Source organism: Pseudomonas sp. PDM14, from assembly GCF_014851905.1.
Taxonomy (GTDB): Bacteria; Pseudomonadota; Gammaproteobacteria; order Pseudomonadales; family Pseudomonadaceae; genus Aquipseudomonas.
In genome coordinates, this window is sequence record NZ_JACVAQ010000001.1 from 1,656,643 (window position 1) to 1,677,969 (window position 21,327).

Sequence of the window (21,327 nt, forward strand, 5' to 3'; positions counted from 1 at the left end):
TCTTTCGCGCCCAGTAGCAGATGAGAGGCTGCGCCATAGGGTAAGTTCAGCGGCAAAGCCAGCTGCCAGAGGCGAACGCTGGCCCGCAGAACTACGCGCCAGGCTTGCGCAGCAGGCTGAGCGCCATCGCACCGAGCAGCGCTACGCCGAGCAGCAGTACGGCCCAAAGCCCGTAGCGTTTCCAGTCGGCATCTTGTTGAGCGCTATCACTGGCGACGCTGGCCGCGGATGTGGCCTGCGCTTCGGCGACCGCCACGCCGAGCTGCGCCAGGCGTGCGGGCTCGTAGCCGGGGACCAGGGTGCTCAGCGGCAATGCCGCAGACGCTGCGCCGGCCTTGCCAATGGCCAGGGTGTAGGGCGCGGAGCCACGGGCGAGGAACACCACCTGGGTGCTGCGCAACGCTACCTGCAGCCGGGGCGCCTGCTTGCCCAAGCCGCCGCCGCGCTCGTCGACCTGCAGGCGCAGTTGCGAAACAGGCGCGCCATACAGTTCGATCTCGTCATGCAGCATTTCACGCCCGCCCTGCGGCAACCGATAGAGCAGGCCGTGTGCCAGCGGCTGCCATTCCAGTTTGCCGTCGCGGCGGCTCGACAGGCTCACCGGCGCCAGGGTGTTGGCCTGGTCGAGCACGACCTTGACCCGCTCCAGTGGCAGCGACAAAGGCAGCGCCCAGCTGTACTCGCCAGGCTTGCCGACCTTGCCCGGCAGCGGCTCGGACCACACCAGCGGTGTGCTTTGTTCGCTGTGAATGCTCACCAGCCGCGCGCCGAGCAGCTCCGGTGCACGCTGCGGTGTCAGCCAGAGCAGGCGCAGGTATTTGGCTTTCTGCCCCGGCAGGCTGACCTCACGCTGGTCAATGCGCTCGCCGGAGAAGCTCAGGCGCGCTATTTGCCCCTCTCCCCACTCGCTCCAGCTCTGCAGGTCGTCGCTGGCCTCGATGCTGAAGCGCTGAAACCCTTCGGTGCCTGCCGCCCACTCCAGTCGCAGGCGGTGCAACGGCTGATCGAGACCACTGGCATCGAGCAGCCAGCCGCGGCGCACCAGCTCGCCACTCACCTGCTCGGGCGTGACCTCGACCAGCGTGCCACTGGTGCTGCGCTCGACCCGCACCACCGGCGCGCCGGGTGTGGTCGCCTCGCCCTGCAGCGGAAACCACTTCACCGCGGCCTCCTCACGGCTCTCGCGCGATTGCACGCCGCCGAGCGTCAGTGCGTAGGCCAGTGCCTCGCCCTCGCCGTTGAAGATGCGCAGATCACGCAGATCGGCATGCTGCGCGGCCAGGTGCAGCGCCAGCGGCAGCTCGAGGCGATACCACGGCCCCTCGCCACTGAGCTGCAACGGCACCCGCGCGGCATAGCTGCCGGAGTCCTCGGCAGCTTGCACCAGTGGTGCGGCGAGCAGGCAGGCGAACGCCCAGGATTTGACCCATCGAACGGTCCTCATGCATTCACTCCTGCAGCACCCGGGTCGGCCTTGCGCGGTGGCAAGGGCGCGAAGTAACCGACGACCAGCAGCAACACGCCGACGCCGATGAAAGAAATGATCCGCTCCAGGCCACCGCGGTTGCCCAGTTCGACGAAGAACAGCTTGGCCACTACCACGGCGATCAGTGCGGCGCCGATCAGCCACAGCTCGCGGCGCGCACGCAGGTGGCCGACGATCATCAGCGGCAGGGCGATCAGCGTCCAGACGATGGACAGACCAGCCTGCACCAGCATCGACGCCAGCAGCGGGTCCAGCGCGTAGGGCACACCGCCCCAGTGATGGGCGGCGCGAAATACCGTGGCGGTGAGAAGTGCGAACAGCGAGATACCGGCGACCAGTTGCGCCGTACGGGCCGCGATCACCGGCGTGACGCCCAGCTGCTGCGGCCCGCTGCGCAGCCAGCTGTAGATCCCGGCCAGGGCGAACAGCAGCCCCAGTTCCAACGGGTTGAGCAGCGGCAGATACGGCAGCGGATCAGCGCGCCCGTCGCTGGCGATATTGGCCAGCCAGAACCAGCCGAGCAGCAGCGCTGCCAGCGGCGCGGCCGCCAGCACCCGGTACTCGCGCGGGTAGGCGGAAATCGGCCACGGCCAGTTGCGCGGTGCCGCCATCGCCAGCAGATAGGCACTTGGCAGTAGCGCCCAGCCCAGCCAGCGCCAGGCGTTGTAGTGCTCGGACAGGAGCATCAGCAGGTAGCGCAACTCCAGCGCCAGCACACCGAGCATCAGCCAACAACCGAGCACGTGCGCGGCACGCAGCGCACCAGCCGGCAGCAGACCGCTTAGTTTGCGCAGCGCCAGTAAGTGCACGGCGAACACCAGCGCCCAGGCCAACCAGCCGAACGCCGCTGCCGGGTGATAGTCACGCGAGCCGACGTGCAGCAGGATCACCGCTGCCACGAGGATCAGCAGCGTGCACAGCAAGGCCAGCGCACGCCAGCGCAGACGCAGCGCCAGCAAGGCCCACAGCGCCACGCTAGCGGCGGCGAGCCCGAGCAGCAGACTGCCCTGCAGCGTTGGCGCGGCGAAGCGCAGCACCTCACTGGCCAGCGCCAGCGCCCACCAGGCGCTGCCCCAGGCCAGCAGCAGTTGCGACAGGCGCTGCAGGCTCAGCCGACCCAGGTCTCCGGCCTGCTGACGCAGCAGCACATGGCGCAGGCGCCAGGCCCCGACCTGCGCGGCAATGGCCAGCACCAGCGGCGTCCAGAACCCGGCATGCGCCCGCGGACTCAGGCCTTCGCCGGACAACTGCCCGAGCAGCAGCGGGCTGGCGGCGAGGAACGCCAGCCCACCGATCACCTGCAGCGCCAGGCCGAAGAGGAAACTGGCACGCAGTTGCAGGCGCAGGCTCAGCCAGATCACCAGCAGGCCGCTGCCCGCCCACACCGCACTGGAGCTCTGCCAGGGCAGCACGAATAGCACGGCCAGGTTGATGAACAGCAGGCCGACCAGCAGCACCAGGGACAAACCGCGCATCAGTTGGCGGTCGCCGCTGACCAGTTTGTCGCGCACGGCGATAAGCATGCCGGCGACCAACGCCAGGCCGATCAGCGCACAGACCAGCAGCCCACGCCAACCAGCATCCAGCACACCGCCGTCGACACCACCGACGCGCATCTGGCTGAGGAACAGCGCCCCGCCGAGCAGCTGCACGGCGAAGGCGGCGAACAGGAATGTGCGCGACTGCAGGCGCAACCCGGCAAACAACGTGGCGAGCCCCGCCAGCGCCCAACTGATGGCCGTGCCCTCAGCGGCGAAACACAGCGGCGCGATCAGGTAGAGGAACACCAGGCCAAACGCCGCCAGCACCGGCAACCCACGCCGTTCCCAGGTCTTGCTCGCCTCCAGCGGCGCCTTGCGCAAGTGCCAGAAGCTGAACAGCAGGGCCGCGCCGAGCATCAGCGCACCGAGTGGCGCACCGGCCAGCAGCGTATCGCTGCCGCTGTCCAGCTGGCCGAGGAACGCCAGTGCCGCACCGAACTGCAGCAGCAGGGCGAAGGCCCGTGCCAGCGGTCGCCCCTGGCGCAAACCAAGCCAGAAGATCCCCGCGCCTTCTACGGCCCAGGCTGCGGAGGTCCAGCGCGCATCGAGCCCCAGGGGAATCGCCAGCGAACCGAACACCACGCCCAACGCCAGGCAGGTCTCCACCAGCAGCAGCGCCCGCCCCGGCGCACGACCGTTGAGCACTCGCGCCAGCAGCAGGTAAAACATCCCCAGCGCCAGAGCGCTGAAGGCGGCGGCAAATTCGATGTGCTGGACCATCGCATACTGCAGGCCGAAGCCCACCAGTGGCGGCCCGAACAGCACCGTGCCATCGACGTAGTCGGCCTTGCCGGCGGACCAGCGCAGCAGCGCGGAGCGCTCCTGCGGCGCCTCGGTCGCCTCACGGAGCTTACGCCGGGCGAACAGCAGGCCGATCACCACATACATCAGGAAGAACAGCACCAGGAACGGCTCGCTGCTCCACAGCAGCGCCGGCTCATAGGAGCGCAGGCCCCAAACGAAACCGATGCCGAACGTGCCGACGAACCCCACCAGGTTGAGCAGGCGCCAGGCCTTGAACCAGGCGATGGCGAGAATGCCGCTGTTGAGCAGGATGAAATAGGAGAACAGGGCAACGTGATTGCCGCTGCCGGTGGAGGTGAGGATCGGCGCGGCAAACCCACCGAGCGCCGCGGCAACGGCCAGCCCCAGTGCGTTCTGCGCCACGGCGATAATCGCCGAAAACAGCGTGACCAGCACCAGCAGGCCCAGCGCCAGCTTGGGGTCGAGCAGCGGGTGCAGACGCATCGCGGCGAAGGTGGTCAGGTAGAGCACGGCGATGCCGGTGCCCTGCAGCATCAGCCCGTAGCTGTCGTGGCGGCGGCGCAGCCACCAGCCCAGCCCGAGCAGCGCGATGGCGCTGGCCGCGACGCCGGCATAGCGCGCCTCGATCGGCACCACCACACCTTCTGTGGCGTAGCGCAACAGAAACGCCAGGCCGAGGAACAGCAGCACCACGCCGACCCGCAGCACGGTATTGCCACCGAACAACCAGGCCTGGGCGACATCGATGCCGCGCTCGATGAGCGATGGCTCACGTGGCGCTGGCGGGATGACCGGTTCGACCGCAGGAGCAGGAAGCGGTGGCTCGAATGCCTCGGCATCGTCAGCCAGGCTGGCCTGCGGTTCGCTGACGACAGGCGCAGGTTGCAACGCCTCCGGCAGTTCCCAGACCAGGTTGCTGTCGCGCTCCGGTTCGGGTTGCGCAGAAGATGCGGCAGCGACCGGCGGGATGGCAGCTTCGGCGATGGGTGCGTCGTCATCCGGCTGCGCCACGCTCGGCGCAGGCGCAGTGGTGGTGCCCTGCTCGACCTTGAGCAGGCGCTCGTGCATGGCTGTGGTGCCGTGATCGAAGCGCTCGGCAAAGCTCGCCAGCTCGCGGCGCAGCGCCGCATTGGCGCGATCCAGCGCGTGCAGGCGCAGGGCCTGGCCAAGCCCGAGGCCGATCAGGCCGCCGAGCAGCGCACCGGTTATCGACTCTCCGGCCAAGGCGCCGAGCGCCAGACCGACCAGCATGAACATCCATTGCATGCGCCTACTCCCTGAAAAGGCCATCCTGCCACGCGACCACACTGGCCGCCGTCCGCGGCTGCCCGAGTATATCGAGCTGCTCGCCTGACCTTACACAGACGAATGCCAGCCAGCGCACAGGCACAACAATTCGTCCTGCTCGTCGGCACCGACCGCTGCTCACTGCGCTGGGTGGCAGGAAATTCCGTGCGCCAGGAAATTATGCCCTTACGTATTACTCCGCTCGCCAGCACAAACCGGGCTCCTCCCTGCTCGGGACAACCGGTAGACACGGCAACCGCCCTATGCGACACGCCCGCCACACCAATCCCGGGCATAAAAAAGCCCCGCCGAAGCGGGGCTCTTTCAGTCCATCACGCCACTCAGAACTGGGCGGCATCCAGCAGGAACAGCGACTCGCTACCGGCCTTGACCGAGGCGGTCAGCGAGTGGATACGCGGCAGCAGACGCGCGAAGAAGAACCGCGCAGTGCCCAGCTTGCTCACGTAGAAATCGCCCTGATCCTGCTTGGCCAGCGCGGTGCGCGCCATCAGTGCCCACATGTAGGCGTAGGCGGTGTAGCCGAACACCTGCAGGTACTCCACCGAAGCGGCGCCGACTTCGTTCGGGTTGGCCTTGGCGCGCTCGAGCAGGTCGGCGGTCATCAGCTCCAGGTTTGCGATAGCCCCTTTCAGCGGCTCGATGAACTCGGCCAGCGACGCATCGGCGCTATCGGTAAAGGCTTTGACCTCTTCAGCGAAGTGCTTGTAGAACGCACCGCCGCTGCCGACTACCTTGCGCCCGACCAGGTCGAGGGCCTGGATGCCGTTGGTGCCTTCGTAGATCTGGGTGATGCGGCAGTCGCGGATCAGCTGCTCCTGGCCCCACTCACGCACGTAGCCGTGGCCGCCGAAGATCTGTTGGCCATGGGTGGTGGTTTCCAGCGCCATGTCGGTGAGGAAGGCCTTGGCCACCGGAGTCAGCAGGGCAACCAGCTCTTCGGCGCGCTTGCGGGTAGCGGCATCTTCGCTGTACTTGGCGGTGTCCAGCTGCATGGCGACGTAGCTGGAGAAGGCGCGACCACCCTCGTTCAGCGCCTTCATGGTCAGCAGCATGCGACGCACGTCCGGGTGGACGATGATCGGGTCGGCGACCTTGTCCTTGTTCACCGGGCCGGTCGGCGCGCGGCTCTGGATGCGGTCACGGGCATACTCGATGGCGTTCTGGTAGGAACGCTCGCCCAGGGCCAGGCCCTGGATACCAACGCCCAGACGCTCGTAGTTCATCATGGTGAACATGGCGTTGAGGCCTTTGTTAGGCTCGTCGACGATCCAGCCGGTGGCGCCGTCGAAGTTCATCACGCAGGTGGCCGAGGCCTTGATGCCCATCTTGTGTTCGATCGAGCCGCAGCCCAGGCTGTTCTTCTCGCCCAGGGAACCGTCGGCATTGACCATGACCTTCGGCACCAGGAACAGCGAGATACCTTTCGGGCCAGCCGGCGCGTCCGGCAGCTTGGCCAGCACCAGGTGGATGATGTTCTCGGTCAGGTCGTGCTCGCCACCAGTGATGAAGATCTTGGTGCCGGAAATCTTGTAGCTACCGTCGGCCTGCGGCTCGGCCTTGGTGCGGATGATGCCCAGGTCGGTGCCGGCATGCGGCTCGGTCAGGCACATGGAACCAGCCCAGACGCCGGAATACATGTTCGGTAGGAACTGCTGCTTCAGCTCTTCGCTGGCGTGATTGAGGATCGACAGGCAGGCACCGGCAGTCAGCATCGGGTACAGGCCGAACGACAGGTTGGCCGAGTTGACCATTTCCTCGACCTGGGCGCCGATCACTTTCGGCATGCCCATGCCGCCGAACTCCGGCGAGCCGCCGACACCGACCCAGCCGCCGTCGGCGTAGGTCTGGTAGGCCTCGGGGAAACCGGCCGGGGTGTTCACCACGCCATCTTTCCATGAGCAGCCTTCTTCGTCGCCGCTGCGATTCAGCGGGGCGATGGTACCGGCAGTGACCTTGCCGGCCTCTTCGAGAATGGCGGCAGCGGTTTCTTCGTCGACGACTTCGGCTAGGCCTGGCAGCTGGGCCCAGAGTTTGGACACCTCGAAGACTTCATTGAGAACGAAGCGCATGTCGCGCAGGGGAGCTTTGTAATCAGCCATGGAACATTCCTCGAAGATGCCAACTCAACGGTCCGGCAGACCGCAATCACGTAGGGCGGCAGTCTATACGAACAACTATTTGGAGACATAGGGTCGCGTCGTGACCAGATTAAGTATTTTTGGTCACAAAAAGAGTAATAAAAGGATGATGCCCGCGAGCTGCAAGGCCTGCAGGGTTACTACCACTCGTCGGGGTATGAACGATCAGTCCTGGGTCGACGCCACTCGTACGGCGCCACGGCGCTGCTGCCCGTGGGCCATCACACAATTGCGTCCGGCGCGCTTGGCGCTGTACAGCGCCTTGTCGGCGGCACGAATGACTTCATCAGCATTGCGCTGATGGGCCTCGCGCTCGGCCACGCCAATACTGATGGTCACCGACACGCTGGCCGCCGCCGTGGTACGGCGCTGTTGGCGCCCCTGGCGGTCGTCCTTGGGCCGGCTCTGCTTGTCGCGCAGCTGCAGGCTGTAGCCCTCGATCGCCTGACGCACCGCCTCCAGATGTGGGCGGCAGTCGGCCAGGTCCTTGCCCGGAAACACCAGGGTGAACTCCTCGCCGCCATAGCGATAGGCCTTGCCGCCACCACCGACCTTGCGCAGCTGGCTGGCGACCAGGCGCAGCACCTGATCGCCGACATCGTGGCCATGGGTATCGTTGAACTGCTTGAAGTGATCGACATCAGCCATGGCGATCACATAGCTGCGCCCCAGGCGCTCGAGCCGGTCATTCAACGCACGCCGCCCGGGCAGCCCGGTCAGCTCGTCGCGAAAGGCCATCTGGTAAGCCTCATGCGCCACGGCAGCAATCACCATGAGCATCACCAGGCTGCTCATTACCTGCAGCGCATGCGGTAGGATGAAGGTGTTCGGCAGCATCCACAGCACCCCGAACAACCCCAACAGCAGCGCTGCGTGCAGTGGCCGCGGCTGACGCAGGTACTGCACGACGAGCAGCACGGTCGCGATGAAGAACAGCGGATAGGCCAGTTGCACCAGGCTCATCCAGTCGGCATGCCACGACGGCCAGTGGATTTCGCCCAGCAATGCCTGCAGCCCCTGCGGGTAGCGCTGCGCCAGGGCCAGAGCGACTCCGCACACCGCCAGCAGGACCGCGGCGCGGGCCACCAAGTCCTGCAGCAGGTGACTGCGCTCGCGCCAGGCGGCGAACAGGCCGTAGAGAATCGGCAGTAGCAGACTACTGAGGTGAAAGGCCAGCGCGGCATCGTCACGCACCTTGGCGTGTTCGCGGAAATAATCGGTCTGCGTATCGAGCACGAAATAGACGAGGTAGACCACGACAAGCACGGAGAGCTCGCGCTGACGGCTGTAGACCACGCAGAAGGCGCCGCCAAGCAGTAGCAGTAGCGTGGGGAGCACATTGAACAGCGAGAGGAAGAATTCGTTGAGCGTGGCCAGACGCGCAACCGCCACACCGCCGACCAGCATCAGCAGCGGCAGGATGAAATGACTGGGACGAGCGGCGGCGAGGCGTGGCACTGACGATTTCCAGCTTCTGGGAGCGGGTTCATGGCGATGCGGCATTTTGCCTGCATGCGCGACTTCCAGCACCTGCAATCGCTCGCATTTTCACCAGCGCACGACCAAGGGCCGTTCTTCGGCGCAAAAAAAACGCAGCCCGAAGGCTGCGTTTTCTGACCCGAGGAAACGGCTGGGCTTAGTAGCCCAGGTCGAAGTGGGCTTCGTCCATTTCCATCAGGTTGTTGGCGCCGGACAGCATCGCTTCGACGTGGCCACGGGTACGCGGCAGGATACGTGCGAAGTAGAAGCGGGCGGTTTGCAGCTTGGCCTTGTAGAAGGCTTCTTCGCCAGTACCGGCAGCGATCTTCTCGGCAGCCAGACGCGCCATGTCGGCCCAGAAGTAGGCGAGGCAGACGTAACCGGAGTACATCAGGTAATCCACCGAGGCGGCCCCGACTTCTTCGCGGTCTTTCATCGCGGCCATGCCCACTTTCATGGTCAGGTCGCCCCACTCCTTGTTCAGCTTGGCGAGCGGCTCGACCAAACCTTTGAGGGCCTCGTTGCCTTCGTTGGCCTGCACGAACTTGTGCACGATCTTGGTGAAGCCTTTGAGGGCTTCGCCCTGGGTCATCAGGACTTTACGACCCAGCAGGTCGAGGGCCTGAACGCCAGTGGTGCCTTCGTACAGCATGGAGATGCGGCTGTCGCGAACGTTCTGCTCCATGCCCCACTCGGCGATGAAGCCGTGGCCGCCATAGATCTGCACGCCGTGGTTGGCCGCTTCGAAGCCGACTTCGGTCATGAACGCCTTGGCGATCGGCGTGAGGAAAGCCAGCATCGCGTCAGCGGCTTTCTTCTCTTCTTCGTTCTGGCTGTGCTGAACGATGTCGACCTGCTTGGCGGTGAAGTACACCATCGCACGGTTGCCTTCGGCGAAGGCCTTCATGGTCAGCAGCATGCGACGCACGTCCGGGTGGACGATGATCGGGTCAGCGGCTTTTTCCGGCTCTTTCGGGCCAGTCAGGGAGCGCATTTGCAGACGCTCGCGAGCGTACTTCAGACCACCCTGGAAGCCGATTTCGGCGTGGGCCAGACCTTGCAGAGCAGTACCCAGACGGGCAGTGTTCATGAAGGTGAACATGCAGTTCAGGCCTTTGTTCGCCGGGCCGATCAGGTAACCGGTGGCGCCGTCGAAGTTCATCACGCAGGTGGCGTTGCCGTGGATGCCCATCTTGTGTTCCAGGGAACCACAGGTCACGGCATTGCGGCTGCCCACGCTGCCGTCTTCGTTCACGTTGAACTTCGGCACGATGAACAGGGAGATGCCTTTGGTGCCTTGCGGCGCGTCGGGCAGGCGGGCCAATACGATGTGGACGATGTTATCGGCCATGTCGTGTTCGCCAGCGGAAATGAAGATCTTGGTGCCGGACACTTTGTAGGAGCCGTCAGCCTGCGGCTCGGCCTTGGTGCGCAGCATGCCCAGATCGGTACCGCAGTGCGGTTCGGTCAGGCACATGGTGCCAGTCCACTCGCCGGATACCAGCTTGGTCAGGTAGGTGTGCTGCTGCTCTGGAGTGCCGTGGGCGGAGATAGTGTTCATCGCGCCGTGGGACAGGCCCGGGTACATGCCCCACGACCAGTTGGACTCGCCAACCATCTCACTGACAGCCAGACCCAGTGATTCCGGCAGGCCTTGGCCGCCGTGCTCGACGTCGTGGGCCAGGCTCGGCCAGCCGCCTTCGACGAACTGCTTGTAGGCTTCTTTGAAACCAGTCGGGGTTTTCACGCCTTCCGGAGACCAGGTGCAACCTTCCAGGTCACCCACACGATTGAGGGGGGCGATTACCTGCTCACAGAACTTGGCACCTTCTTCCAGAATGGCGTCGACCATATCCGGGGTGGCGTCCTGGCAGCCAGGCAGGCTCTGATAGTGCGCTTCGTAGCCGAGCAGTTCGTCACGAACGAAGCGGATATCACGCAAGGGGGCCTTGTACTCAGGCATAGCGGTAAACCTCTACGGTGGATTCCTTAGTTTTGTATGACCGGAGCTATCACGGTCGTCTGTGGGATTTCTCCCATAGCCCGGCAGCCATGAGCTGGCGCAGCAATCAAACAGGCGTTTGAAACATACGTTTACGCCCTACCCTTGTCAAGCATCCGCCGGTCAGGCGCGCAGATCGATTGACGAGGTGATGTCCGCGCCGCGCGCGAGGCTGCGGTACAGGTCGAGGCCAGGCAGGCTGGGCGAGGATTTCGGATCGTCCGTCGACTCGTCTTCTTCCTGGCCAGCGGCGTCCGTCTTCTTTTCGTCAGCACGCGCTTCGAGCGCCTGAGCCGATTCTTCACGGCGCATTTCACTCAGCTCGACCCGAGCGGCGGCAGCTTGCGCCTGCGCCTGGGCGGCAACGCTGCGATCCTGGGCCGACGGCTCCGCCGGGGCCAATGCGGCGCGTACCACCACTTCCATCTTGCGCAGGGTAGCTTCGGGGTCGCCGGGCACGGCACTGGTGTCGATACCGACTTCGCCGCCAGTGGCGTAGGACTTGCCATCCGGGCCGCGCTTGAAGGTGTAGGTCGGCGCACCGGCATAGGCGCCGCCGACCGCCGCATGCGCCTGCTCGTGAGTACGCACCTCGCGATCACGGCTGGCCAACTCGGAAATCTGTGCCTGTTCCTCGCGCAGTTCGGCGGCTTCGCGCGAGGTGGGGTTCTCGGTAGCAGCCTCGGTCGAGGCACCTTCTCTGTCCTCGCCTTCGCTGGCTTTGTCGCTTTCTTCACGCAGATCGGCCTGCCCCTGCGCCGACGAGGACTGCACTGGCGAAGCCGGCGCCTGGTCGGCACGCAGCAAATCGGGGGAAACGTCAGGCGCAGGCGGACGGGCCGTCGGCGTCGACGGCATCGCGGGAACGTAGGGAACGGCGCTGCCGATCTGCATTCAGCTTCCTCCTCGTCCTGAGGATGAACGAGAGCTGCCTGGCGGCAGACTCAGGCGCGGGTATCGATCAGGGTGCCGAGGACTTCGTCGGCGGTTTCCACCACGCGCGCACCGGCTTGCGCTTCGACCTTGCCGACGTTCAACGCCACCAGACTGTCGGCCAACTCGGGGCGGGCGCTCTGCTCGGTGGCAGGGACTTGCGATGGTTGTTGCGCCGCAGAGCCAGGAGGCTGCTGATTAACCGCGTTGCCGGCAATATCGGAGGCCGCTTGGTCGACACGACGTTGCCCGGTCTGAATGGCACTCAGACCTGCACTCAAGGCGCTACCGGAAATTTGCATACTGCCACTCCCACTGGGGAAATACGGATACCCCCGTATTGAAGCAGAGTATGTACAAAAAACGTACAAGCAAATGGCTATGCTCGACCAAATGCTTATATCTGCATGCCCAGCGGCGCCAATTGCAGATAAGCCGCCACACTGGCCGGATCGGCGCGCTCCAGCCGCGGCACCTGTCCGAGACAAGGGGCATTCAGGCGCGCCGCCAGCGTGGCGAGGTTTTCTGCCAGCCGCGACGTCTGCCCATCGACGATATTGGCCACCCAGCCAGCCAGGCGCAGGCCGTCGCGCTCGATCGCTTCGGCGCTGAGCAGCGCATGATTGATGCAGCCCAAGCGTACACCGACGACCAGAATCACCGGCAACTGCAGGTCGATGGCCAGGTCTGCCAGGCTGCTGGTGCCAGCCAACGGCACGCGCCAACCACCCGCGCCCTCCACCAGGGTGAAGTCCGCGCCGAGCGCCAGAATCTGCCGCACCGGCTCGGCCAGCGCGGCCACGCTCAGTTCGACACCCGCCTCGCGCGCCGCCAGATGCGGAGCGATGGCTGGAGCGAAGGCGAACGGATTGACCTGCTCGTAGCGCAGCGCCAGGGTGGATTCGCCGAGCAGCGCCAGCGCATCGCTGTTGCGCAGGCCATCCGGCGTCTGCTCGCAGCCGGAGGCCACCGGCTTGGCCGCCGCCGTGCTCAGGCCGGCGGACCGCGCGGCGCGCAGCAGGCCGGCGGCGATGGTGGTCTTGCCGACTTCGGTGTCGGTGCCGGTGACAAAGAAGGCCTGGCTCATCACGACTCTCTAAAAAGGTTTCTGCAGCACGCCGTAGACCACCTGATAGGTGGCCGGCAGCCCCTGTGGCTGACGAAAACGCTCGTAGGCCTCGACCAGCGCGCGAATCCGCGCACGTCCGGTGAGCCCACCAGGCCGCCCCGGGTTGAGGTTGTGCGCGCCGAGCGTCTTCAGCTCATGGGTGAGATGACGTACTTCGGCAAAATGCAGCCGCTCGGCCTTGCGCTCGAGCGTCAGCACCTGCAACGGACTGTCCGCGCACAACGACTGATACTCGACGAAGCGCCGGAAGCGGTTGACGTGGGTAAAGCCATCGACGCTCTGCCAGCTGTCGCGCAGCTCCTGCAGCGTGCCGACGCACAGGCTGGCGAAGGCGAACACACCGCCTGGGCGCAGCGTGCGGTGAGCCTCGGCCAGCACCGCGGGAAAATTCGCGCACCACTGCACCGCCAGACTGGAATAGATCAGGTCGACGCTACCATCACGCAGCGGCAGGCTCTCGGCATCACCGGCGATGAAGCGCTGCGCGCCGCCCAGCGGACGGGCGTGTTGCAACATGCCCTCGGCCAGATCCAGGGCGATGCCTTCGGCGCAGGGAAAGCGCGCCGCCAGCACGCGGGAGAAATGCCCGGTGCCACAGCCGAGGTCGAGCCAGCGCTGTGGCCTCAGTTGCACCGGCAACCGCGCCAGCAGCTCGACACCCACCGCGCGCTGCAACGCCGCGACGCTGTCGTAGCTGGCGGCTGCACGGGAAAACGACGCCGCCACCCGGCGCTTGTCCGGCAACGGCGCCTGCTCGTACCAATCAGACATCGCCTACCTCGCGCAGGAAAGCCAGTAGCGCCGCCGCCACCTCGTGTGGTCGTTCAAGAACGAAGGCATGGCTGGCCGCATCGATCACCCCGCTCTCGACATCGCCGAGCAGGCTCTGCAACTCCCCTGCCGCCGCGACCGGCACCAGCGCATCAGCGGCAGCGAACAGGTGCAACTGCGGGCCATTGAACGCCTGCAAGGCGGCGCGCGTGTCCAGTGTTGCCAGCACGTCGAGTCCAGCCAGCCGGTACGCCGCCTCCTGCACCGGCGCACCGGCGAACAGCAGGCGACCCAGCGCGCGCGGCTCGGCGGCGCCCTGGGCGCAGAGCAGACTGAAGCGCTTCAGCGTGGCCTGCGCGTCGGCGCCGCAACCACCGCGAAAATCGCTGAAGGTGGCGGCTGGCATCGCTGTAGCCCAGTCCTCACGGCCGACGAAACTGGCGTTGCTGGCCAGCGTCAGCAGCCCGCGACAACGCTCGCCACGACGTGCCGCCAGCTCGGCGGCGAGCATGCCGCCCAGCGACCAGCCGCCCAGCCAGCAATCCTGCGGCAGGCGCGCATCGAGCTCGTCGAGCCAGTCCTGCGGGGCAGCACTGGCCAGCTCGGGCAGCGGTTCAAGCTGCACCTGCAGGTGCGGATCGAGGCCACGCAACGCGGCGATCAACGGCTGCAGGGGCGCCAGGCCGAGGCCCCAGCCGGGTAGCACTATCAGGCGATCACGCATCGCCAGCCACCAGCGGCCAGCACTCGGCCAAGGCATCGAGCAGACGATCGAGCTGCGCGTCGCTGTGCAGCGCGCAGAAGGTCACACGCAAGCGCGCACTGCCGGCCGGCACGGTGGGGGGGCGGATCGCGCCGACCAGCAGGCCGCGGTCCTTGAGCAGTGCCGACAGGCGCAGCGCGCGCTCACTGTCGCCGACCAGAATCGGCTGGATCGGCGTCGGACTGTCCACCAGGCTCAGGTCGATCTCCGCGGCGCGCTGACGGAAACGTGTGATCAGGCGATTGAGGTGCTCGCGGCGCCAGTTCTCGCTGTGCAGCAGCTCCAGGCTTTTCAGCGTGGCGCAGGCCACGGCAGGGGGCTGGCTGGTGGTATAGATGTAGGGCCGGGCGAACTGGATCAGTGTTTCGATCAGCTCTTCGCTGCCAGCGACGAAGGCACCAGCAGTGCCGAAGGCCTTGCCCAGGGTGCCGACCAATACCGGCACCTCCGCGATGCCCAGGCCAAAGTGCTCGACGATACCGCCACCCGTGGCGCCCAGCGGGCCGAAGCCATGGGCGTCGTCGACCATCATCCAGGCGCCCTTGCGACGCGCCGCGGCGCACAGCGCCGGCAGGTCGGCAAGGTCGCCGTCCATGCTGAACACGCCGTCGGTCACCACCAGGGTGTTGCCCTCGGCCTTCTCCAGGCGCTTGCCGAGGCTCTCGGCGTCGTTGTGCAGGTAGCGCGAGAAACGCGCGCCGGACAGCAGCCCGGCGTCGAGCAGGGAAGCGTGATTGAGGCGGTCTTCCAGCACCGTATCGCCCTGACTAACCAGCGCCGTGACCGCCGCCAGGTTGGCCATGTAGCCGGTGGAAAATAGCAGCGCACGGGGTCGGCCGGTGAAGGCCGCCAGCGCCTCTTCCAGCTCGTGGTGCGGGCCGCTGTGGCCGATCACCAGGTGCGAGGCGCCGCCGCCCACGCCCCACTTTTCCGCGCCCTGCTGCATGGCACGGATCACCTCGGGATGACTGGCCAGGCCGAGGTAATCGTTGGAACAGAAGGCCAGCAGCTCGCGACCATCGACCTGCACCAGCGGGCCTTGCGGGCTTTGCAGCAACGGGCGCTGGCGGAACAGGTGGGCGGCGCGGCGCTCGGCCAGGCGGGCGGATAGATCGAATGTCATGGGCACGGGTACCGGTAGCGGGTGGATAACCGCAAACGGGTTATCCACTCTACGGAAAATCGAGGTTCAGCGCAGGAGTGGGGCGGGGCGCGCAACCGGCACGCCCATCCACCAGACAGGCTGTCAGGCCGAAACGGCGTTGTAGAACAGCTTGCCGTCACGCTGCTCGACCAACGCCTGCTCGATGGCGGCCTGATGTACCTCGTCGGCGTGCTCCTCGCGCTCTTCCGGCTTGATGCCGAGACGGGCGAACAGCTGCATGTCCTTGTCGGCCTGCGGGTTGGCGGTGGTCAGCAGCTTTTCGCCGTAGAAGATCGAGTTGGCGCCAGCGAAGAAGGCCAGGGCCTGCATCTGCTCGTTCATCGCTTCGCGGCCAGCGGACAGGCGCACGTGGGACTGCGGCATCATGATTCGCGCCACGGCGAGCATGCGGATGAAGTCGAATGGGTCGACATCCTTCTCCTGCGCCAGCGGCGTGCCCTCGACCTTGACCAGCATGTTGATCGGCACCGACTCCGGATGCTCGGGCAGGTTGGCCAGCTGGATCAGCAGGCCGGCGCGGTCGTCGAGCGATTCGCCCATGCCGAGGATGCCACCGGAACAGATCTTCATCCCCGACTCGCGCACGTAGGCCAGCGTCTGCAGACGCTCGCTGTAGGTGCGCGTGGTGATGATGTTGCCGTAGAACTCCGGCGAGGTGTCGAGGTTGTGGTTGTAGTAGTCGAGACCGGCCTCGGCCAGGGCGCGGGTCTGCTCCTGATCGAGCTTGCCGAGGGTCATGCAGGTTTCCAGGCCGAGCTTCTTCACGCCCTCGACCATCTTCAGTACATAGGGCATGTCCTTGGCCGACGGGTGCTTCCACGCCGCGCCCATGCAGAAGCGGGTCGAGCCGATGGCCTTGGCCTCGGCGGCGGCCTCCAGCACCTTCTGCACTTCCATCAACCTCTGTTTATCCAGGCCGGTGTTGTAGTGGCCGGACTGCGGGCAGTACTTGCAGTCTTCGGGGCAGGCACCGGTCTTGATCGACAGCAGCGTGGAGACTTGCACACGGTTGGCATCGAAATGCGCGCGGTGCACGGTCTGCGCCTGGAACAGCAGGTCGTTGAAGGGTTGTTCGAAGAGGGCCTTGACCTCGGCCAGTGACCAGTCGTGACGCAGCGTAGGAGCAAGAGTCGCACTCATCGGGAACATCCTTGACGCACTTGTTGTTCGAAAGGCCCGCTCGAACGGCGGGATCAGGCATAGCCGCATCATAAATTCTGCCAAAGCCCTGTCAACCAAAATGCTTCACACAGGTTTACATCTGATCATTAATTGACCGAGACCTATTGCAGGCGAACCGCTGGCCTAAAGCCACACTCCAAGCGATATCCCCATCAGGAACGACCAACATGACCACAGAAGGATTTTTCGACTGGCTCGGGCGCGCGCTGGGCACCGCCATTCGCTTCATCGTCGAGGCGCTGAGCACGGTGTTCAACGCCATCTGGCGCGCCATGGACGACTTCCTCCACAGCCTGGCACGCACCCTGGGCATGGACACCTCGGTGGTCAGCATCCTCCTGCTGGTAGTCGGGCTATTGTTGCTCTACGCCGGTTTGCGCGCGTTTTTACGCCGCTCGATCTTCGGCGGCATCATCTGGACCCTGCTCGGGCTGGTCGTACTGAGCTGGCTGATTCACTGAGGGCCACGGCTGGCCGCACCTGACGGAGAAGGATCTCCATGCACGCCCTGCTCAGCCGCCTGCGCGGCGCCCCCGATTGCCTGCTGTGCCTGGCGGCCAGCGACACACCCTACGCCATCTGTTCGGCCTGCGAGCGCGAGCTGCCCTGGCTCGGCGCACACTGCAGCATCTGCGCGCTGCCGCTGTCCGCCAGCGGGCTGGTCTGCGGCGAATGCCTGCGTCGCCCGCCGTCTTTCAGCCGCGTGGAAGTACCCTGGCGCTATGCCTTCCCCCTCGATGGCCTGATCACCCGCTTCAAGCACCAGGCGCGCTGGCCAATGGGCCGCCTGCTGGCCGACCTGCTCGCGCGTCACCTGCAGCATGCTCACGAGGAAGGCCTGCCGCGCCCGGACCTGCTCCTGCCCGTACCGCTGAGCCGTGCGCGGCTGCGTGAGCGCAGCTTCAATCAGGCCGAAATGCTCGCCGACTGGCTCGCGACCAGCCTGGCCCTGCCGCAACAACGACACTGGCTGCAGCGCCCGCACGACACCGCGCACCAGCAGGATCTCGACGCCGCCGCGCGCAAGCGCAACCTGCGCCGCGCATTTGCCCTGAACGACCGGGCCGAGGTGCGCGGCAAGCACCTGGCACTGGTCGACGACGTGCTCACCACCGGCGCCACGGCCGAGGCGCTGGCTCGCCTGCTGCTCAAGGCGGGCGCGGCACGAGTCGACGTCTATTGCCTGGCGCGGACGCCAAAACCCGGCGAACACTGAAGATTGACCGCTGCGCGCGGATCACGCATCGTGCAGCGCTGTATAGAAAACTATATTGCGATCCACCATGCACCTGCTGACCACCCTCGCCCACCATGTCGTCCGCCGCCCGCAGCGCATCGCCCTGCTGCAGCAGGTCGCCGTGCAGGGCTCGATCACCCAGGCCGCCAAGGCCGCCGGCCTCAGCTACAAGGCTGCGTGGGACGCCATCGACGAGATGAACAACCTCGCCGGCCAGCCTCTGGTAGAGCGCAGCGTCGGCGGCAAGGGCGGCGGTGGCGCCAGGCTCTCGGCCACCGGCGAGCGCCTGCTGCAGCTCTACCAGCGCCTGGAAACGCTGCAGGCGCAGTTGCTCAGCGCCGCCGAGCAGGAGGGCGACATGCAGCTGCTCGGCCGCCTGATGCTGCGCACCAGCGCGCGCAACCAACTGGCCGGGCAGGTCAGTGCGATCCAGGCCAGCGGCCGTAACGATCTGATCGAGATTGATCTGGACGGCGCGCGAATCGCGGCACAGATCACCCACGAAAGCACCGAGCAGCTGGACCTGGCGATTGGTAGCCCGGTGATCGCCCTGTTCAAGGCCGGTGCCCTGCAGCTCGAAGCCGCTGGCGCGCCAGTCGATGCGACGCTGAATCAGCTGCACGGCCAGGTCGAGCAGATTCTCGACGCCAGCGACGGCCCCGCCGAAGTCCGCATCGCCCTGGGCCATGGCCGCACACTGTGCGCCCTGCTTGGCGCGGAACGCCGGGCCGAACTGAACCTCGCACCAGGTCAGCCGGTGCTCGCACGTTTTTCCCCCGACCAGGTCCTCCTGGGCATTCCTACCTGACCGCTATGGAGTTCGCCATGCGCAACCTGCTGCGTCCCCTCGCCCTGCTCACCCTGCTCGGCGCCCCGTTGGCCCAGGCGGCCGAGCCGATCCGCATCGCCGTCGCCGCCAACCTGCTGCCGGTGATGGAAGGCATCGCCGAGCACTATCAACAGCAACAGGGCCGCACGGTGCAGATCGTCGGCGGCTCCAGCGGCGCGTTCTTCGAGCAGATCCAGCGCGGCGCGCCGTTCGACCTGTTCTACTCGGCCGACGCCGAGCGCCCGGAGAAGCTCGCCGCCAGCGGCGCCGGCACGGGCGCCAGCACCTACGCCTGCGGCCGCCTGGCACTGTGGACGCCAGAGGCCACGCCACAACTCGACGCCCTGCCCGCCGGCAAGATCGCCATCGCCCAGCCCGATACCGCGCCCTACGGCAAGGCCGCGCAGCAGGCGCTGCAACGCAGTGGCCAGCTCGAGGCCCTGCAGCCACGGCTGGTCTACGGCCAGGATATCGGCCAGGCCTTCCAGTTCGTCAAAAGCGGCAATGCGCCGAGCGGCTTCGTTGCCCTCAGCCAGCTGACCGCGGCCAAGGTGCCGGCAGGGCAATACGCCCAGGTCGAGGCCGCGCTGTATGAACCCCTGGTGCAGAAGCGCGTGGTGCTCGCCAAGGGCGAGCGCAAGGCCGAAGCCGAAGCCTTCGTGGCCTTCTTCGACGCCCAGCGCGACACCCTGAAAGCCGCCGGCTATGCCCTGCCGGGCGACGCAGGCTGCGCGGCCGAGTGATGCTCAGCGGCAATGACTGGCAGGCGCTGGCGATCACCCTGCAGCTGGCGGGAATCTCCACCGCCTTGCTGCTGCTGATCGGCCTGCCGCTGGCGGCCTGGCGCGTGCGCAAGCAGACGCGCCTGCGTCAGGTGCTGGATGCCATTCTCGCCCTGCCGCTGGTGTTGCCACCGACCGTGCTGGGTTTCTACCTGCTGGTGCTGTTCGCGCCGAACACCAGCCTCGGCGCCGGCTGGCAATGGCTGACCGGCCATGGCCTGGCGTTCAGCTTCACCGGCCTGGTGCTGGGCTCGGTGATCTATTCGCTGCCCTTCGTCGTCCAGCCGCTGACCGTGGCCTTCCGCGAGATCCCGCCGAACCTGCTGGAAGCCGCCGCGAGCCTCGGCGCCAGCCGCTGGGAGCGCCTGCGGCGGGTGGTCATGCCGCTGCTGCGGCGCGGCCTGCTGGTAGCGGCGACGCTGGGCTTCGCCCACACCCTCGGTGAGTTCGGCGTGGTGATGATGCTCGGCGGTAGCATCCCTGGAGAAACCCAGGTGGTGTCCATCGCCCTGTTCCAGCACGTCGAGGCGCTGCGCTACGCCGAAGCGCACCGCCTGGCGGCCTGCCTGCTGGGGCTGTCATTCCTGCTGCTGTTGCTGGTCTACGGGCTCGGCGATCCGCGGCTCAGCTCATCGGCCAGCGCCGCCGCGCCGCTGCGCTGAGCGCCGGGCACAGAACACCGGGGCCCGCACCCTACATGCGCTGACTCAATATCGACCCGTCGCAGCCGCTCTCGCCGACACGCCGCCGTTCGCTAAGGGATACACTCGGCGCCCGATAGAAGGAGCCACGCATGTCCCATCCCTTTGCCACGCTCACCCCCGATCTGGTGCTGGATGCCGTGGAAAGCCTCGGCTACCTCAGCGACGCCCGCGTGCTGGCGCTGAACAGCTACGAGAATCGCGTCTATCAGGTGGGTATCGAAGACGAGACGCCGCTGATCGCCAAGTTCTATCGCCCGGCGCGCTGGAGCGATGCGGCGATTCGCGAGGAGCACGCGTTCAGCGCCGAGCTGGCCGAATGTGAAATCCCGGTGGTGGCGCCACTGGAGCGCGACGGCGAAACCCTGTTCGAGCACGCCGGCTTTCGCTTCGCCCTGTTCCCCCGCCGCGGCGGGCGCGCGCCGGAGCCGGGCAATCTGGACCAGCTGTATAGCCTCGGCCAGTTGCTCGGGCGCCTGCACGCGGTCGGCGCCAGTCGCCCGTTCGCCCACCGCGAGACGCTGGCGGTGCCGAACTTCGGCCATGAATCGCTGGCCACCCTGCTCGACGGCCACTTCATCCCGCGCAGCCTGCTGCCGGCCTACGAGTCGGTGGCACGCGACCTGCTCAAGCGCCTCGACGCGCTGTTCGCCAGCGTGCGCTACACGCCGATCCGCCTGCATGGCGACTGCCACCCCGGCAACCTGCTGCACCGCGACGACGCCTTCCACATCGTCGACCTCGACGACTGCCGCATGGGCCCCTCGGTGCAAGACCTGTGGATGATGCTCGCCGGCGAGCGCCACGAGCGCATGAGCCAGTTGGCCGAGCTGGTCGAGGGCTATCAGGAGTTCCACGACTTCGCCGCCCGCGAGTTGCCGCTGATCGAAGGTCTGCGCGCCCTACGCCTGATGCACTACAGCGCCTGGCTGGCGCGGCGCTGGGACGACCCGGCCTTCCCCATGAGCTTTCCCTGGTTCGGCACCGAGCGTTACTGGGGCGAGCAGATCCTCATGCTGCGCGAGCAGATGGCGGCGCTCGACGAGGAACCCCTGCGCCTGTTCTAGCCCTACAACCGCACGCGGCGGAACGGGGTGCGGGCGGCGGCGCAATGCT

Annotated in this window: 19 protein-coding genes; 7 read left to right on the plus strand and 12 right to left on the minus strand. The window is 66.4% G+C overall.

Features of this window, described 5'->3' with window-relative positions:
- Window positions 1–91: 91 nt before the first annotated feature.
- The 4 genes from IB229_RS07860 to IB229_RS07875 form a co-directional block, all read right to left on the minus strand.
- Window positions 92–1,444: a DUF3999 domain-containing protein gene (locus IB229_RS07860; RefSeq protein ID WP_192326619.1), complete on the minus strand. Its 1,353-nt coding sequence runs from the start codon at window positions 1,442–1,444 to the stop codon at window positions 92–94.
- Window positions 1,441–5,058, minus strand: coding sequence for a DUF2339 domain-containing protein (locus IB229_RS07865; protein WP_192326621.1), 3,618 nt, complete (start codon window positions 5,056–5,058; stop codon window positions 1,441–1,443). The genes IB229_RS07860 and IB229_RS07865 overlap by 4 nt, the downstream gene beginning before the upstream one ends.
- A gap of 362 nt (window positions 5,059–5,420) precedes the next feature.
- Window positions 5,421–7,199 (minus strand): acyl-CoA dehydrogenase C-terminal domain-containing protein, encoded by a 1,779-nt coding sequence (locus IB229_RS07870; protein ID WP_192326623.1) that lies wholly within the window; start codon window positions 7,197–7,199, stop codon window positions 5,421–5,423.
- 204 nt (window positions 7,200–7,403) lie between these two features.
- A complete protein-coding gene (locus IB229_RS07875; protein ID WP_192326624.1) occupies window positions 7,404–8,696 on the minus strand; it encodes a sensor domain-containing diguanylate cyclase in 1,293 nt (430 codons plus the stop codon).
- A gap of 30 nt (window positions 8,697–8,726) precedes the next feature.
- On the opposite strand from IB229_RS07875, the gene IB229_RS22035 reads away from it, so the two are divergent.
- Complete coding sequence (locus IB229_RS22035; protein WP_263864165.1) at window positions 8,727–8,855, plus strand: hypothetical protein; 129 nt, start codon at window positions 8,727–8,729, stop codon at window positions 8,853–8,855.
- 19 nt (window positions 8,856–8,874) lie between these two features.
- Here IB229_RS22035 and IB229_RS07880 read toward each other — a convergent pair whose 3' ends face one another.
- The 8 genes from IB229_RS07880 to bioB form a co-directional block, all read right to left on the minus strand.
- Entirely contained in the window at window positions 8,875–10,680 is a 1,806-nt protein-coding gene (locus IB229_RS07880; protein ID WP_192326625.1) for a phenylacyl-CoA dehydrogenase, read from the minus strand.
- 162 nt (window positions 10,681–10,842) lie between these two features.
- Complete coding sequence (locus IB229_RS07885) at window positions 10,843–11,613, minus strand: putative metalloprotease CJM1_0395 family protein (RefSeq protein WP_192326627.1); 771 nt, start codon at window positions 11,611–11,613, stop codon at window positions 10,843–10,845.
- Between the two features lie 50 nt (window positions 11,614–11,663).
- Window positions 11,664–11,954, minus strand: a complete 291-nt coding sequence (locus IB229_RS07890; RefSeq protein WP_192326629.1) for a hypothetical protein — start codon at window positions 11,952–11,954, stop codon at window positions 11,664–11,666.
- Window positions 11,955–12,049: 95 nt separating this feature from the next.
- The gene (bioD, locus tag IB229_RS07895; protein ID WP_192326630.1) at window positions 12,050–12,739 is read right to left on the minus strand and encodes a dethiobiotin synthase; all 690 of its coding nucleotides are present in this window, start codon (window positions 12,737–12,739) and stop codon (window positions 12,050–12,052) included.
- A gap of 9 nt (window positions 12,740–12,748) precedes the next feature.
- On the minus strand, window positions 12,749–13,552 hold the full coding sequence (gene bioC, locus IB229_RS07900; protein WP_192326632.1) for a malonyl-ACP O-methyltransferase BioC: 804 nt from the start codon (window positions 13,550–13,552) through the stop codon (window positions 12,749–12,751).
- Window positions 13,545–14,276, minus strand: a complete 732-nt coding sequence (locus IB229_RS07905) for an alpha/beta fold hydrolase (protein WP_192326633.1) — start codon at window positions 14,274–14,276, stop codon at window positions 13,545–13,547. The genes bioC and IB229_RS07905 overlap by 8 nt, the downstream gene beginning before the upstream one ends.
- Window positions 14,269–15,438: an 8-amino-7-oxononanoate synthase gene (gene bioF / locus IB229_RS07910; protein ID WP_192326635.1), complete on the minus strand. Its 1,170-nt coding sequence runs from the start codon at window positions 15,436–15,438 to the stop codon at window positions 14,269–14,271. Before bioF ends, IB229_RS07905 begins: the two co-directional genes overlap by 8 nt.
- 123 nt (window positions 15,439–15,561) lie before the next feature.
- Window positions 15,562–16,620 (minus strand): biotin synthase BioB, encoded by a 1,059-nt coding sequence (gene bioB / locus IB229_RS07915; protein ID WP_192326636.1) that lies wholly within the window; start codon window positions 16,618–16,620, stop codon window positions 15,562–15,564.
- A 209-nt stretch (window positions 16,621–16,829) separates the two neighbouring features.
- Between bioB and IB229_RS07920 the strand changes: the two genes are divergently transcribed.
- From IB229_RS07920 to IB229_RS07945, 6 genes are all read left to right on the plus strand, one after another.
- Entirely contained in the window at window positions 16,830–17,123 is a 294-nt protein-coding gene (locus IB229_RS07920) for a hypothetical protein (RefSeq protein ID WP_192326637.1), read from the plus strand.
- A 38-nt stretch (window positions 17,124–17,161) separates the two neighbouring features.
- Complete coding sequence (locus IB229_RS07925) at window positions 17,162–17,878, plus strand: ComF family protein (protein WP_192326638.1); 717 nt, start codon at window positions 17,162–17,164, stop codon at window positions 17,876–17,878.
- 67 nt (window positions 17,879–17,945) lie between these two features.
- Complete coding sequence (locus IB229_RS07930) at window positions 17,946–18,707, plus strand: TOBE domain-containing protein (RefSeq protein WP_192326639.1); 762 nt, start codon at window positions 17,946–17,948, stop codon at window positions 18,705–18,707.
- Window positions 18,708–18,724: 17 nt separating this feature from the next.
- A complete protein-coding gene (modA, locus tag IB229_RS07935) occupies window positions 18,725–19,471 on the plus strand; it encodes a molybdate ABC transporter substrate-binding protein (protein WP_192326640.1) in 747 nt (248 codons plus the stop codon).
- Entirely contained in the window at window positions 19,468–20,172 is a 705-nt protein-coding gene (gene modB / locus IB229_RS07940) for a molybdate ABC transporter permease subunit (RefSeq protein ID WP_192326641.1), read from the plus strand. Before modA ends, modB begins: the two co-directional genes overlap by 4 nt.
- Before the next feature lie 131 nt (window positions 20,173–20,303).
- Window positions 20,304–21,278 carry a serine/threonine protein kinase gene (locus IB229_RS07945; RefSeq protein ID WP_192326644.1) on the plus strand — a complete coding sequence of 325 codons (975 nt, stop codon included), beginning with the start codon at window positions 20,304–20,306 and terminating at the stop codon, window positions 21,276–21,278.
- Window positions 21,279–21,327: the final 49 nt, after the last annotated feature.

What these genes read in the sequence shown, in the direction of transcription:
- IB229_RS07925 (WP_192326638.1), top strand. Translation starts at nt 17,162, where the DNA reads ATGCACGCCCTGCTCAGCCGCCTGCGCGGCGCCCCCGATTGCCTGCTG.
- IB229_RS07930 (WP_192326639.1), top strand. Translation starts at nt 17,946, where the DNA reads ATGCACCTGCTGACCACCCTCGCCCACCATGTCGTCCGCCGCCCGCAG.
- IB229_RS07905 (WP_192326633.1), bottom strand. Translation starts at nt 14,276, where the DNA reads ATGCGTGATCGCCTGATAGTGCTACCCGGCTGGGGCCTCGGCCTGGCG.
- IB229_RS07865 (WP_192326621.1), bottom strand. Translation starts at nt 5,058, where the DNA reads ATGCAATGGATGTTCATGCTGGTCGGTCTGGCGCTCGGCGCCTTGGCC.
- bioD (WP_192326630.1), bottom strand. Translation starts at nt 12,739, where the DNA reads ATGAGCCAGGCCTTCTTTGTCACCGGCACCGACACCGAAGTCGGCAAG.
- bioC (WP_192326632.1), bottom strand. Translation starts at nt 13,552, where the DNA reads ATGTCTGATTGGTACGAGCAGGCGCCGTTGCCGGACAAGCGCCGGGTG.
- IB229_RS07880 (WP_192326625.1), bottom strand. Translation starts at nt 10,680, where the DNA reads ATGCCTGAGTACAAGGCCCCCTTGCGTGATATCCGCTTCGTTCGTGAC.
- IB229_RS07885 (WP_192326627.1), bottom strand. Translation starts at nt 11,613, where the DNA reads ATGCAGATCGGCAGCGCCGTTCCCTACGTTCCCGCGATGCCGTCGACG.
- bioB (WP_192326636.1), bottom strand. Translation starts at nt 16,620, where the DNA reads ATGAGTGCGACTCTTGCTCCTACGCTGCGTCACGACTGGTCACTGGCC.
- IB229_RS07870 (WP_192326623.1), bottom strand. Translation starts at nt 7,199, where the DNA reads ATGGCTGATTACAAAGCTCCCCTGCGCGACATGCGCTTCGTTCTCAAT.
- IB229_RS07945 (WP_192326644.1), top strand. Translation starts at nt 20,304, where the DNA reads ATGTCCCATCCCTTTGCCACGCTCACCCCCGATCTGGTGCTGGATGCC.
- IB229_RS07920 (WP_192326637.1), top strand. Translation starts at nt 16,830, where the DNA reads ATGACCACAGAAGGATTTTTCGACTGGCTCGGGCGCGCGCTGGGCACC.
- IB229_RS22035 (WP_263864165.1), top strand. Translation starts at nt 8,727, where the DNA reads ATGGCGATGCGGCATTTTGCCTGCATGCGCGACTTCCAGCACCTGCAA.
- IB229_RS07860 (WP_192326619.1), bottom strand. Translation starts at nt 1,444, where the DNA reads ATGAGGACCGTTCGATGGGTCAAATCCTGGGCGTTCGCCTGCCTGCTC.
- bioF (WP_192326635.1), bottom strand. Translation starts at nt 15,438, where the DNA reads ATGACATTCGATCTATCCGCCCGCCTGGCCGAGCGCCGCGCCGCCCAC.
- modA (WP_192326640.1), top strand. Translation starts at nt 18,725, where the DNA reads ATGCGCAACCTGCTGCGTCCCCTCGCCCTGCTCACCCTGCTCGGCGCC.
- IB229_RS07890 (WP_192326629.1), bottom strand. Translation starts at nt 11,954, where the DNA reads ATGCAAATTTCCGGTAGCGCCTTGAGTGCAGGTCTGAGTGCCATTCAG.